The 14,124-nt window shown below is 42.6% G+C and carries 13 protein-coding genes and 1 other annotated feature; of the genes, 1 reads left to right on the top strand and 12 read right to left on the bottom strand.

The genetic code is table 11. From position 1 onward, the window contains the following. The 10 genes from minC to C6347_RS15065 all read right to left on the bottom strand — a co-directional run bounded on the left by minC (nucleotide 1) and on the right by C6347_RS15065 (nucleotide 10,828). A complete protein-coding gene (gene minC / locus C6347_RS15110) occupies nucleotides 1-684 on the bottom strand; it encodes a septum site-determining protein MinC (protein ID WP_034661644.1) in 684 nt (227 codons plus the stop codon). A gap of 54 nt (nucleotides 685-738) precedes the next feature. Continuing rightward, on the bottom strand, nucleotides 739-1,257 hold the full coding sequence (gene mreD / locus C6347_RS15105; RefSeq protein WP_034661648.1) for a rod shape-determining protein MreD: 519 nt from the start codon (nucleotides 1,255-1,257) through the stop codon (nucleotides 739-741). After that, entirely contained in the window at nucleotides 1,254-2,153 is a 900-nt protein-coding gene (gene mreC / locus C6347_RS15100; protein ID WP_003216396.1) for a rod shape-determining protein MreC, read from the bottom strand. Before mreC ends, mreD begins: the two co-directional genes overlap by 4 nt. A 27-nt stretch (nucleotides 2,154-2,180) precedes the next feature. Then, nucleotides 2,181-3,200, bottom strand: a complete 1,020-nt coding sequence (locus C6347_RS15095) for a rod shape-determining protein (protein WP_012010766.1) — start codon at nucleotides 3,198-3,200, stop codon at nucleotides 2,181-2,183. A gap of 90 nt (nucleotides 3,201-3,290) precedes the next feature. Next, nucleotides 3,291-3,965: a RadC family protein gene (gene radC / locus C6347_RS15090; protein ID WP_034662037.1), complete on the bottom strand. Its 675-nt coding sequence runs from the start codon at nucleotides 3,963-3,965 to the stop codon at nucleotides 3,291-3,293. Between the two features lie 48 nt (nucleotides 3,966-4,013). Further along, the gene (locus C6347_RS15085; protein ID WP_034661651.1) at nucleotides 4,014-4,583 is read right to left on the bottom strand and encodes a Maf family protein; all 570 of its coding nucleotides are present in this window, start codon (nucleotides 4,581-4,583) and stop codon (nucleotides 4,014-4,016) included. 177 nt (nucleotides 4,584-4,760) lie between these two features. Continuing rightward, nucleotides 4,761-5,780, bottom strand: coding sequence for an SPOR domain-containing protein (locus C6347_RS15080; protein WP_060596888.1), 1,020 nt, complete (start codon nucleotides 5,778-5,780; stop codon nucleotides 4,761-4,763). Nucleotides 5,781-5,948: 168 nt separating this feature from the next. After that, complete coding sequence (locus tag C6347_RS15075; protein ID WP_106071780.1) at nucleotides 5,949-6,668, bottom strand: prepilin peptidase; 720 nt, start codon at nucleotides 6,666-6,668, stop codon at nucleotides 5,949-5,951. A gap of 147 nt (nucleotides 6,669-6,815) precedes the next feature. Further along, nucleotides 6,816-8,114, bottom strand: a complete 1,299-nt coding sequence (locus C6347_RS15070; RefSeq protein WP_308729469.1) for a bifunctional folylpolyglutamate synthase/dihydrofolate synthase — start codon at nucleotides 8,112-8,114, stop codon at nucleotides 6,816-6,818. A 71-nt stretch (nucleotides 8,115-8,185) separates the two neighbouring features. Continuing rightward, a complete protein-coding gene (locus C6347_RS15065; RefSeq protein ID WP_066030591.1) occupies nucleotides 8,186-10,828 on the bottom strand; it encodes a valine--tRNA ligase in 2,643 nt (880 codons plus the stop codon). A 59-nt stretch (nucleotides 10,829-10,887) separates the two neighbouring features. Next, nucleotides 10,888-11,117: a binding site (T-box leader), on the bottom strand. 168 nt (nucleotides 11,118-11,285) lie between these two features. On the opposite strand from C6347_RS15065, the gene C6347_RS15060 reads away from it, so the two are divergent. Then, nucleotides 11,286-11,474, top strand: a complete 189-nt coding sequence (locus C6347_RS15060; RefSeq protein WP_003216497.1) for a hypothetical protein — start codon at nucleotides 11,286-11,288, stop codon at nucleotides 11,472-11,474. Nucleotides 11,475-11,520: 46 nt separating this feature from the next. Here C6347_RS15060 and ysxE read toward each other — a convergent pair whose 3' ends face one another. Beyond that, nucleotides 11,521-12,552 carry a spore coat protein YsxE gene (ysxE, locus tag C6347_RS15055; protein ID WP_066030590.1) on the bottom strand — a complete coding sequence of 344 codons (1,032 nt, stop codon included), beginning with the start codon at nucleotides 12,550-12,552 and terminating at the stop codon, nucleotides 11,521-11,523. Nucleotides 12,553-12,589: 37 nt separating this feature from the next. After that, complete coding sequence (locus tag C6347_RS15050) at nucleotides 12,590-14,053, bottom strand: LysM peptidoglycan-binding domain-containing protein (RefSeq protein WP_106071778.1); 1,464 nt, start codon at nucleotides 14,051-14,053, stop codon at nucleotides 12,590-12,592. Between the last annotated feature and the right edge of the window lie 71 nt (nucleotides 14,054-14,124).

The raw sequence follows: 14,124 nt of genomic DNA, 5'->3' as shown, positions 1-14,124 counted from the left end.
TCACATTCCTCCCTCAAGCCTTGTCAGATTAGGTCTTATATGAGCCAATTGCTGCAGGCGTTCAATGATCATGTTGCCATCTATATCTAAATAAGCACATTCCATTTCGTTTCCATCTTCTTTTTGATCTGGTGCACGGTTAAACACTTGTGCGATGCGAAGCTGAGTTGGAATCATACGAGATGCCGCAATGACAGCTTGTTTGTTCCCATTACATCCAGCATGTGCTACGCCTTTTAATGCGCCGAGCACAAAAATATTTCCCCCTGCACGAATCGTTCCGCCAGGATTGACATCTCCTATTAATAAGAGATCTCCTTCGACATACAGCACCTGTCCAGAGCGCACAATTTTGGCTACAGAGGTAATTTCGGCCTCTGCTTTTAATCGTCTCGCCTCTTCAGTTGACATGACGTCACTTTCAATGGAGTGAATGACGAGATGTTCATTTTCAGAGACCGCTTCAGTCAAACGCATTTCCTGATCCTCTGTTAAATACCGAAAACCAAGCTTAATATGCACATTAACCTTATGCCCTTCTCTACCATCTGTATATTGCTCAAGTAAAAGAACCTCTCGCAAGCCAGAAAGAAGGTCATCAAACGAACAGTCATCATTTAACTGTAATGTTAATCCGTTTTTTGTACCTTTTATCGTCACATATTGCTGTTTTTGAGTTTTCAAGATGCTCACCTCAACAACATACTCATTTCGCCGTAATTGGACAAACTCCTGCTTTTATTCGTCGATCAGTCCTTGTTTCATATTGATGAAAAAGAGCCTAAGCGGCACAACAAGTATGAGAGACGCAGCAGTATTTAAAAGAATCGTTGGAATAAAGCGTTCGATGACATACGTATTAAACGGCATAATCCCTGGTTGAATTGTCGCTTGAACACCGTATACATAAAACTCCATCACGGAAACAGCAATAATCGACAGAAAGACGACCACTAACATATTCGTTTGCAGAACTTTAAAGGCTTTCGCTAGCAAATAGCAGAGCGCTCCAAAGCCAAACATATGAACACCAAGTATGCCTGTATACGAAATATCATATAAAAGTCCAAAGATAAAACCGAAAATCACACCATATTTTTGATTCACAAAAGCAGTCATAAATACAAGTGCGAGTAAGATGAAATGAGGAGCTAAAATTTGATTGTCTGAAACAAATGGGAGCTTCACTAGATCGACAAAAATACTGTCAAATACGAAGATAAACAACATGACGAAAGCAAGAAGGACACGTCTCACGAGCCTTCCTCCTTCGTCAATTCAGATGCATCTGCCGTACTTGAGCTGCGATTCACCACAATCACGCGGTCTAAATTGTTGAGTTCGGCCGCTGGTTCTACATAAATAATTTTTGTCAGGCCGTAATGATCTGGTTCGATTTCACTCACCTTACCAATCGTCAAGCCTTGCGGGAATACGCCCCCTGCTCCAGATGTTTCAACAAGATCTCCTTTTTTGACATCTCCATCTGCATCAGATTTCAGAATATTCATTGTCAGCATTTTTTTCTTACTGTCATAACCATTAATAATTCCGTTGAGTTCTTCTTTGCCCTTTTTCGCAAAAATTTTCGTTGAAATTCTATTATTTTGGTCCGTAGAGCTTAGCAACCTTACAGTTGAAGTAAAATTGTTGAGCTTATCACTTTCAATTTTCCCAATTAACGCACCACTCTCATTTGTGACCGCCATATCTTTGTCAACGCCTTGTTTTTTCCCTTTATCAATCATCACAAAGCTATCCCAAAGGGACGGGTTTCTCGCGATAACCGTTGATAGAATTGGCGTATAATCACGAATAGAGTTCACATATCCGAGCTGCTTGCGAAGCTTTTTGTTCTCATCTTCTAGTTCTTGAAGTTTCGCCTCATATTGAGTTTGTCCATCAAGTTTTTTTCGGAGACGCTCGTTTTCATCATATGTGTTCTTTAAATCTTGTACGTTCCCATAAATACCGGCAATAAATTGTGATGGTTTATGAAAGACACCTTGAAAAAAGCCTGTCGTATCCCCCACTAATTTTTCCGGCCATGAAGCACCTCTGCCGCTTTTCACTGAAAAACCAATCATGGCCACCAGTACGATGACACAGACAAGGAGCAACATTAATCTTTTATTCATAAAAAACTGCGGCATGTCTTACACCTCTTTATTTACGCCCGATTATCGATTATCTTTAGATTTTCCTTTGAACAAATGAATATGCTCTAGTGCTTTTCCTGTTCCGATCGCCACACAGTCAAGCGGGTCTTCAGCAATAATGACTGGCATCTTCGTTTCATCACTAATGACTTTGTCAAGATTACGAAGCAATGCACCGCCGCCAGTTAAAACGATTCCACGGTCCATAATATCTGCTGCCAGCTCAGGCGGGGTTTTTTCAAGTGTCATTTTCACCGCATCGACAATTGTTTCCACCGTATCGCGAAGCGCTTTTGCAATCTCATCTGCCGTAATAGAGATCGTTTTTGGCAGACCTGTTAAAAGGTCACGGCCGCGAATATCCATCTCATCATGTACATCAGGCTGCGCAGAACCGATTTCCATTTTAATGGCTTCTGACGTACGATCACCGATCATCAGGTTATACGTTTTACGGATGTAGCTGCTGATCGCATCATCCATTTCATCTCCTGCCACGCGGATCGACTGTGAAGTCACAATGCCGCCAAGAGAAATAATGGCTACCTCTGTTGTACCGCCGCCAATGTCCACAACCATACTTCCTGTTGGCTCCCATACAGGCAGGTTAGCACCGATCGCCGCAGCAAATGGTTCTTCAATAGGGTATGCGTCACGTGCTCCAGCTTGTCTTGTCGCATCAATGACTGCACGCTCTTCTACAGCTGTAATACCAGATGGTACACATACCATCACGTAAGGTTTACGAGCAAAAAGCCCTTTGCCTTTTAATGCTTGATTAATGTAATATTTCATCATTGTTGCTGTCGTCTCGTAATCTGCAATGACTCCGTCTTTCATCGGGCGTAGTGCCACAACATTACCAGGTGTACGGCCAATCATGTTTCTAGCGTCATTTCCGACCGCCACTATAGACTTCGTATCAGTTTCCAAAGCTACGACCGAAGGTTCTCTTACAACAATGCCTTTTCCTTTAATAAAAACAAGCGTATTCGCTGTTCCAAGATCTATTCCAAGGTCTTTTGTACCAATTCCAAACATATGTATGTATCTTCCTTTCTTAAACCAAAATTCCCTTTAGGGAAAAACTCATAAACTCTATTATATCGTAAAACATTGAAAAAAAAAGTGTTACAAATACCCTTTTTCCTTCAAACTCACAAATTTTTGATCACCTATGACAAGATGATCAAGCAGCTGTATTCCAATCAGCTTTCCACATTCAAAAAGTCGCTGTGTAACTTCAATATCTTCCCTGCTGGGCGTCGGATCTCCAGATGGATGGTTGTGCACACATATAAATGAAGCCGCCGAACGTTTAAAGGCCTCTTTGAAAATTTCACGCGGGTGAACGATCGATGAATTCAAGCTTCCAATAAACACGGTATGTTTATGAAGAACTTGATTTTTGGTATTGAGATAAAGACAAACGAAATTTTCCTGTGTCAAAAATCTCATATCTTCCATCACAAAGTTCGCTCCGTCTTCTGGTGTGCGGATCACATAGCGGTTATCCGTCGTTTGATGGTGTAATCTAGTGCCGAGTTCTAAAGCAGCTAAAAGAGAAATCGCCTTCGCCTTTCCAACTCCTCGGATCTTCGACATTTCTTCAATTGAGGCTTCTTTTACAGAGCGAAGACCGCCAAATGTTTGCAGAAGTCTTGCGGAAATTTGGAGAACTGATTCTTTTTTTGTGCCTGTTCTTAGAAGGATCGCAACAAGTTCATGATTTGACAAACTGCTGGGCCCGTATTTGATAAATCGTTCTCTCGGTTTTTCATCATGAGGGAAATGCTTTAGCAGCATAGGGAAATCGTTCAGGATGACCACTCCTTTTAGAATTCCTTCCTGTCTTCAAAAAGGGGTGATTCCAAAGGTTTCAAGCACTCTGACTGTTTTCGCAATAGGTAGACCTACAACGGAAAAATAATCACCATCTATTTTTTGAACAAACAGTGCGCCTTTCCCTTGAATGCCATAGCTTCCCGCTTTATCAAGGGGCTCGCCCGTATTGATATAGCGATCTATTTCATTTTGAGTCAGCGTCCAAAATGTCACTTCTGTCTGTTCATAAAATGTTTCTTTTCTATTCTCTGACTGAACCGTGACACCCGTCAAGACTTGATGTGTCTTTCCTGATAATAATTGAAGCATGAAAGCCGCTTCTTTCTTATCTTTTGGTTTCCCAAGACATTTGCCGTCAATTGCAACAATTGTATCTGCACCAATGATCACAGCTTTAGGATTTAATCTTTGAATATCATTTGCTTTTTGTTCTGCCAACCATTGGACGTTCTCAGCAGGAGAAAGGTTTCGATTTATTTCTTCTTTTAAATGACTTGCTTGAATGTCATAAGAAAACCCTGCTAGATCAAGCAATTCTTTTCTTCTAGGTGATTGAGATGCGAGAATCAATTGGTTCATGTTTGTTCATCCTTTCAGGGTTTAGCCTAAGAAGTAAGATACCCATTCATCCTAGCAAATGTACATCTTACCGACAATCTACGAAAATTCATTTTTCATGTACCTTCATCATTATGTTGGATGTAAAAGAAAAAAACTAGTCATTTTTTGACTAGTTTCGTTTCTAAAAAAATGATTTTACGTATTTAATTGATCAAGCAGTGCCTGCTGAGATTTCCAGCCGTTTTCAGCAGTTGGGTCATTTAATAGCTGCACAGCTTTTAGCAAACTGCTTTTAGCCGATGCGTCCGCTGTTTTGGCACTTTCAAGCTCAGAAACCAGCTGCGTGACTTCCTTTTGATCCACTTCATCGCCGGCAATCACTTTAGAGGATAATACAGATGCCTTTTCTATTAAACTAGTCAGCTCATCCGGTACTTGAAATGAGAGCTCCTTTCCTCCCCACGCCTCAAAGTGCTGATCGATCAGCTTCTTCCCTACAGCGCTTGTCATTCCCTGCTCTGTCGCAAGCCCAGCAATGACATAATATCCATCATCCATTGAGACCTTTTTCCCTGCATACCCTGCATCTTTTAAACTGCCAACTAAGTCATCTGCTCCTTTTTCAGAAGAAAATTTCCCAGCCTGTACAACAAAGGTTGATAAACTGCCAGAGGCACTTTTTTCATCGTTGTTCTCTTTTGAGTCATCCGTAGTACCTGCTTTCGGCGCATCCCCGCCGGCTTTCATCGATGATTGATTTCCAGATCCAGATGCCGAGACACTGATATCTCCTCCTGATGGACTTGGTGTACCATCTTGACTTAAACTAAGCGCAAACACCCCAAGGCCTGTCCCAAGAACCACCGCAAACACAATCGTTGTCATCACTCTCTTGAAGGGGCCGCGGTTTTTACCAAACTTCTGATCAAAGGAGCCTTTTTTCTTTTGATAAGGCGTGACGACCTTTGGATCAGAATGATAAATATGATCAGCTGCATCATCCCACTGGAAATCTTCTTCTTTCGGTTTAGACGAATCTTCCTGAGAAGCCGCTGTCTCCTGTTCCGACTGCCTCTTTTCCTCCCAATTCGAAAACGTCACTTGATCTTCCTGCTTTTTTGGCGGCTGATGATCATCTTCATGCAGCATTTCTTCCTTGCCATTAATATTGACCTTGAGCCCTTGTTTTTTTGCCTGCCTCTTTTTCACTGTCATTCCCCGCTTTCTGACATGTTTGTAAGAAAGACCTTTCTGTCCAATGAATCAGCGCGAATTTAACCCGTCCTTCTTTCTGTTTCACACTTTAACATAGCAGTAAAAAAAAAGAACAAGACTTTTGTCGGCAGGGCAAAAAAGTGTTCGCCAATTTTTTCACCCCTTCGACTAGCCAAATAGAAACAAGACAGGAGCACCAAAGAGATACAGCCAAAAAGAAAAAGCGATCGCAGGAACAAAGGGGAATGGCTCGTCTAATTGAAAGGAAAAGACCTTCGCATAGACCATTCCAGCGATACATGAGAGAAAAAGCATGAGAAGGAACGGCTTGAATCCAAAGCAAAACGCAAGCAAACTGAACAGCTTCATATCAGCTCCGCCCATGCTATTTGGCTTAAAATAATCTAGACTAGAAAACAAAAGAATGCAAAAAATCAGAGAAGCCGCTCCTTCCCACCAAATAAGGAGCGGTTCCAGCGTGCGGTATATGACGAAAAGAGGGAAAAAGAAGAGAAACAGCTCGTTCGGCACCCTCATATAGAGAAGATCACTCACGACAGCAATCACGAATAAACTACAAAGAATCACAAGGAAAAGACCTTCAAACGAAAAACCAGCGATCCTATAAACGAACAAAAAAAGACCGCCTGTCAGCAGCTCAACCGTTGGATATAGCCAAGACAACCGAGTGCCGCAATGTTTACAAGACCCCCTCCATACAACATAAGAAACGAGCGGGATCATCTCATGCAGGGAAAGCGGCTGTTTACAGACTGTGCAGTGAGAGCGAGGGAAGAGAATAGACCGCTTCACTGGCAGCCTTTCGCCAACGAGATGAAAGAACGACCCCATCGTGATGCCTGCAAGAAACAGAAAAATCTCAATCATACATGGTGCTCCTTCCGGGAATAAGATAGACCGGATTTTACCATGACCCTATCCACTAAAGCATCTAGTGAAAATATGATTTTCCCCCTTTTCTACATATAAAAAGAAAAAGACGCAGGAGGCATCAAAGCCATTTGCGTCTTTTCGTTACCCGATCATACGATTTCGTATATCTGAAATAAAATAAAGAGAACCTGTCACAAGGAGCACCGCTAAAGGATCATCACTCTTTTTCTGAATCCATTCAAGCACTGCACGAGGGTCATCACCATATGATTTTGCCTCTAACTGACTGCACGCATAAAGTTTTTCAGCTGATTCCGCTCTTGGAAAGTCAAACGAAACAAAATGAATAGATGAACTAACAGCTTCAAGCTTTTGAATCATTTGCTTGTACGGCTTATCCTTTAAAGCACTAAAACAAACATGCACTTGTTTACCAGAAAAATGAGCTTGTACCGTTTCAATTAAACGGTCGATTCCCTCTTCATTATGAGCGCCGTCTAAATAAACTGCTGGATGGTCTTTGACTTTTTCAAATCTTCCAGCCCAAACTGCATTCCGAATACCTTCATATACCTGTTCTTCTGTCACACTAATATAGCCTTCTTGCTCCAGCCATTCAATGAGTAGAACGGCAAGAGAAGCATTTTGCCGTTGATGCGTTCCAATTAATCCTGTTTCAAGCTGCGGATACTGCCTTTTTGATGTGTGTAACGTAAACCGTTCGCCTGTTTCTGTTGGCTGCTGCTCACCGAAGGTACAAGTATGCTGTAATGAGATGCATTCCGCATTCTTTTCTTTTGCGATGTTTTGAATGACCCCAAGTGCTTCCGGTTGATGAACAGCAGTGATCATCGGAATATTCTCTTTGATAATGCCCGCTTTTTCAGATACAATCTGTTCAAGTTTGTCACCTAAAATTGCCATATGATCATGACCAATTGACGTAATCGCTGTTAAAATAGGTACGGCAACATTTGTTGAATCAAGTCTTCCGCCAAGCCCTGTCTCTAATAGGACAAAGTCTACTTGGTGCACATCGGCAAAATAAGCAAATGCACATGCGGTAATGATTTCAAATTCTGTTGCTGCGCCAAGCTCGGTTTGATCTAATTCATCAACAAAAGGCTTGATCTTATTCACCAAACTCAGCCATTCTTCATCCTGTATAGGCGCTCCGTTCACGCTGATTCGTTCATTGAACGTTAAAATAAACGGGGAGGTGAAGGTTCCGACCGAATAGCCTGCAGCCTGTAAAACGGAACGAGTAAACGCAATGGTTGAACCTTTTCCATTTGTCCCTGCAACATGCACCGCTTTTATGCGTTGTTCCGGATGGCCTAGTCTGTTCATCAGCCACTTCATTCTTTCAAGACCCGGTTTTACACCAAAGGCCAGTCTACTGTGAATCCACTCAATGGCTTCATGATAGGTTGTAAACAATGTCATCTCTCATTTCATACGAAATTTTCAAAAAAGACGACTCCATTTTGTTAGGAGCCGTCTTTTCAACTTTATGCTTTCAGCTCTTCAATCCGCTTTTGAACAGCTTCGCGTTTTGCGACATAATCACGTTCTTTCGCACGCTCTTCTTCTACGACACTTTCAGGCGCTTTTTTCATAAAGCCTTCGTTGCCAAGCTTTTTCTGGACGCGTTCTACTTCTTTTGTCAGCTTATCAAACTCTTTTTGCAGACGAGCAATTTCCTCATCTAAGTTAATTAAGCCTTCAAGCGGCAGAATGAGCTCTGCTCCAGAAATAACAGCCGTCATCGCTTTATCACTAGCTGGGACATCTGTGCCAATTTCAAGAACACTTGGGTTCGTGAAGCGCTCAATATATGAACGATTCTTCTCTAAACGTTCTTGTACATCAGATGTGGATGCTTTGATGTAAAGTTCGACTTGTTTGCTCATTGGTGTGTTTACTTCACTGCGAATGTTACGAACAGAGCGAATGAGTTCAACAAGCAGTTTCATGTCAGCAGAAGCTTGATCATTTGAAAGCTCCGGCTTCACCTCAGGCCAAGCTGCTACAGTAATGGACTCACCTTCATGCGGAAGATGCTGCCAGATTTCTTCTGTTAAGAACGGCATAAACGGATGAAGAAGTCTCATCGTTTGATCTAATACGTACGCAAGGATCGAACGAGTCGTTTTTTTCGCTGCTTCATCTTCACCATAAAGTGGAAGCTTCGCCATCTCAATGTACCAATCACAGAAATCATCCCAAATGAAGTTGTATAAATGTCTGCCCACTTCACCGAATTCATACTTGTCAGCTAGCTGTGTGACACTTTCAATCGTTTCATTTAAGCGGGTTAAAATCCATTGGTCAGCGACTGATTTTTCTCCAGTCAAATCAAGTTCATCATACGTTAAGCCATCCATGTTCATTAAAGCAAAACGCGATGCGTTCCAAATTTTGTTCGCAAAGTTCCAAGTGGATTCAACCTTTTCAAAGCTAAAGCGAAGATCCTGACCTGGTGAGCTTCCAGTCGCTAAGAAATATCTTAATGAATCTGCACCGTATTGATCAATGACCTCCATTGGATCAATTCCGTTGCCGAGCGACTTACTCATTTTACGTCCTTGTTCGTCGCGGATCAGTCCATGAATCAGAACGTCTTTGAACGGTTTTTCTCCTGTGAATTCAAGACCCTGGAAGATCATGCGAGAGACCCAGAAGAAAATGATGTCATAGCCTGTAACAAGCAGGTTTGTTGGATAGTAGCGCTTGAAGTCTTCACTGTCTGCATCTGGCCAGCCCATTGTAGAGAAAGGCCAAAGCGCTGAACTAAACCATGTATCAAGCACATCGTTATCCTGTTCCCAGTTCTCCAGATCTTCTGGCGCTTCCAGTCCAACATATACTTCTTTCGTTTCTTTATGATACCAAGCCGGAATGCGGTGTCCCCACCATAGCTGACGAGAAATACACCAGTCACGGATATTTTCCATCCAGTGTAAATACGTCTTTTCAAAGCGGTCTGGAACAAATTGAACTTGGTCGTCCCCATTTTGAAGGTTGATGGCTTCGTCTGCCAGCGGCTGCATTTTTACAAACCATTGAGTAGATAAATAAGGCTCAACGACAGCTCCGCTTCGCTCACTATGACCAACTGAATGCATGTGGTCCTCAATTTTGAACAAAATACCCTCTTCTTGTAAATCTTTCACAAGCTGTTTACGGCATTCGAAGCGGTCCATTCCTTTGTATTGCAGTGCATTTGCATTCATTGTGCCATCTTCATTCATGACAAGAATACGCTCTAGCTCATGGCGGTTTCCAAGCTCAAAGTCATTCGGGTCATGGGCAGGTGTAATTTTCACAGCTCCTGAACCAAACTCCATATCGACATAGTCATCACCAACGATTGGAATCTCTCGGCCTGTAATTGGTAAGACCACTGTTTTTCCAATCAAATGCTGATAGCGTTCGTCATCAGGGTGCACGGCAACGGCTGTATCCCCAAGCATGGTTTCAGGTCTTGTCGTCGCAATTTCAATTGAACCCGTGCCATCTGAAAGCGGGTATCTCAAGTGATAAAACGCACCTTGAACATCTTTATAAATGACTTCAATATCAGAAAGTGCCGTTTTCGTCGCTGGATCCCAGTTAATGATGTACTCTCCGCGATAGATAAGTCCTTTTTCATACAATTGGACAAACACTTGGCGTACCGCTTTATTCAGACCTTCATCTAATGTAAAACGTTCACGTGAATAATCAAGACCAAGTCCCATTTTCGCCCACTGGCTGCGAATAAAGTCCGCATATTCTTCTTTCCATTTCCACGTTTCTTCCACAAATTTCTCCCGGCCAAGGTCATAACGGCTCACGCCTTCTTCGCGAAGCTTTGCCTCTACCTTTGCTTGGGTCGCAATACCGGCATGGTCCATTCCTGGAAGCCATAGAACATCATAGCCCTGCATCCGTTTCATACGCGTCACAATATCTTGAAGTGTAGAATCCCATGCATGCCCAAGGTGCAGTTTTCCCGTCACGTTTGGTGGAGGAATGACGACTGTATATGGATCTTTCGTTTTGTCATTTTGTGCTTCGAAGAATTTCCCTTCAAGCCAGTACGTATAGCGGTCTTTTTCAATCGCATTTGGATCGTACTTTGTTGGCATTTCTTGATTATTTGTTCCCATTTGTGTAACCTCCACATTTTTTCGGCTGATGAAACATAAAAAAAGCCTTTCCATCCTTATAAAAGGACGAAAAAGCTTTTTCGCGGTACCACCTTTTTTCATGGAACACATAGACGTGTCCCATACACTCTAAAGGATAACGGGGTTCTCCCGAATTTCTCTACTTGTTCATTCAAGAAATTAAGCTCACAGGCGACCTTCCAAACAAGTACATCCTAGGAAACCTTTCAGCTCATGGTCTCCCTCTCTTTAGGGTCTTGCTCGTACTCTTCCTGATCCACGCTTACGATATATCACGTTCATCAGCACATACTCATCTTTTATTTATATTACTAAATGCCTTTTGTTTTCGTCAATCATCTTTTCCGCTTTTCTTCTTCTTTATACAAATTGGGCAGGCACCCTTTGCCCTATTACCCATATGATAATAACAAAATGAAGAAGGAGGGCGTTTGCTTTGAAGAAGATCAATCCTTACACACTTCCCCCCTGGCTGAGACAAATTCGGGCAGTGGCCTCCCAAGTCGTTCTCCCGATTGCGATATTTCAAGGGTTTCGTACGATCATTTTCCCCACGACATTTGACGTCCTCATCCTAGGTATTTTGATTTTTCTCGCCTGCGCCTTTCACCTTGATTGGTTTTAAACTCTCGCGCTTATGTACCGGCCAATATGAACACAAAACAACCTCGTCATTCCGCTGATGACGAGGCACTTTGTTCTTCTTCAAGCCGTCTAGCCTGCTCAATCTCATGAATCTTCATGACGATCGGCTCTGAATTTTTCATCTGCCAATACGCTCTTAACAGCCGCTGACAGCTCTCCATTTCATCCTGCCCGCCTGCTTCATAGGCTTTTACTGTATCAAACAGACCTTGCGGATAAGCAAGGTAACTAAGAAACAAATGCAGCTCTTCCTCCCGAAGAGGATTTCCTTTTTGGTACGTATAAAACAAGGAAGTGCATTCAGGACAAGACGTAGGATAGGTTTTGAATGTCCGAAAGTAAAAGGTTAGAAGGTCATAAATGGGGGCGGCTTTTTTAGACCGCTCAAAATTGGTGAAATGTCCTGTGCCCACATCATTATACAAAAAGTGATGAATCGACAGCTGCCCATGATTTAACACAACACGTGTTGTCTCTTGATCTTTCATTTCTTCATGCCAATCTTCTAATCGTTCAAGCGCAAATTCGCTGGCAGACATCGCCTCTGAAAAATACATCGCAGCAGCCAGCTCAAATGGTGACATATACCAAGTCTGCTCTGCCCGCTCTATGAATCGTTCATACATGTCTTTCTCTGTTTCCCATTTGGTCTTGATTTGTGTGTAGTGCGCTTCTATCTCTTGCTCTGTGATATCCATCATCACTTCAGTCCGCTTATGAAGTCTTGCAATCTCTTGAAATAAATATTCATGTTTATCGTCCTGCTCTTCTCTCTTTTCATTCGTCAGCCACGGCATGAGATAGTATGCGTACTGGCTTTCTCGATGACTTGAGAAAAAAGAACCGCTCTTCGTCCGATAAATCGGCACAAAAGAGCGATAGCCCTTTGATTCTAGTTCAAGCATTTGCTCTGTAAACTGCATATGTCGACTGGCTTTTACTCGCTTTAGGGCAAATATGCCCTGCTTTGTATATACTTTGACAACAGCAGGACTGACAGGTTCAATGTATTCCGCCTCAAGCCCGTATTCGTATAGGATAGATTGGATTTCATCCACGTTCACTCACCACATTTTCTCGGTCGGTCATCGCTTGTTATGCATTGCTTTTTTGATATTCAGGAATATAAAGAATCTGCCCTTCTTCAAGCTCCGCATCAACCGATAATGAGTTTGTGCGAAGGAGCTGCTGCACATTCAACTGATATCGCTCACAAATAAGATCGACCGTATCTTCTTGCTGAACTATACATATTTTCATGCGAGAAAAATCTTCCTCCTCCTGCTTAGCAAATAGCTTTGTTAAATAAAGAGAGTTCTCACTGCCAGACGTTTCTCTCTCGTCATATTCAGGCTCCTCTTCTTCTTGAGCTGACTCATATACTTTTGGTGCTTCTCGTTCATATAACCGTCCGAGCTGGTTCGTATCATCCTGTTCCTGTTCCTCTTGCTCCTCTTCTACGTGGTAAGTGGGTGATTCAAATATTGGATACGGCTGAACCGTTTCTTCCAGCTCTTCGGCTGCTTCCGGATCTTTTCTCACTTCCACCTCAAAGAACGTATCTTCCCGCTTCTCTTCTTCTAAGAGCTTAGGCGGTTCAAAAAATGGTGGTTCTTGCACCTGAGCTTCAGGTAAGGAGCGATAACCAAGCGCCACTTCTTCTTGGCTCTCCGTTTCCTCCAGTTCTTCCGATTCTTCCGGTTCTTCGGTTTCTCCCTCTTCTTCCCTACTCACCAGCTCTATCTCAATTTCTTCTTCCTGTTCTTCTTGCTGTTCTTCTTGCTCGGCGCGTGTGTCATGCTGTAATACAGCCTGTTCCTCATATTCTTGGCTCTCCGTTTCCTCCAGTTCTTCCGATTCTTCCAGTTCTTCGGTTTCTCCCTCTTCTTCCCTACTCACCAGCTCTATCTCAATTTCTTCTTCCCGTTCTTCTTCCTGTTCTTCTTGCTCGGCGCGTGTATCATGCTGTAATACAGCCTGTTCCTCATAGACCTCACGTTCATTGCCTTGCAGCTCTTCTTGTTCCTCATGCTCTGGCTGCAGCTGATAATTGTAGGTCACATCGCCATATTCTTCTTCAGGACGATGGACAAATTCATACGGCTCCTCTACCTCTACAGGCGCTTGAGGCATTTTCTCGTCTAATAGACCCTCAATCGCCAGATCAGCTTGAATGGTGAGCAAACGATTTTCTGTCAGCTGGTAATCAAACGCATCAATAAACACAAACACATCATTTAAATGACTGATTTTATTCTTAGGGATGGTGATATCAACCGGGAATTGATGCAGAAGCTCCGCCGTTCCGTCTTCTCTTACCTTCACCTCATCAGCTTCCCTGTATGATGCATAGGAACTCAATTCACCCAATAGCTCCTCTTGATTTATGTTGTATTCTCCTGTTAGCTCGAGTGAACCTCTAATCGAAACATAATCATTCACTTCTTGAACGAGAATGTCAGGATCGAGAGAAATTGACAGCAGCTCACTGACTTCCTGTCCGCTTTTGAAATAAATGGATTCTTCTACCGAAAACTGTAATCGATTGTTTTGAGACAAGTCGGTGTCCTCCTTTCATCTAATCCTTCAAAATAAAATTAGATGTCAATACAGATGTATGTGAGAGGCAG

The organism is Bacillus sp. NMTD17, assembly GCF_002998735.1.
Classification (GTDB): domain Bacteria; phylum Bacillota; class Bacilli; order Bacillales; family Bacillaceae; genus Bacillus.
The sequence above is the reverse complement of the archived record's forward strand: the minus strand, read 5'-3'. Positions and strand labels throughout refer to the sequence as shown.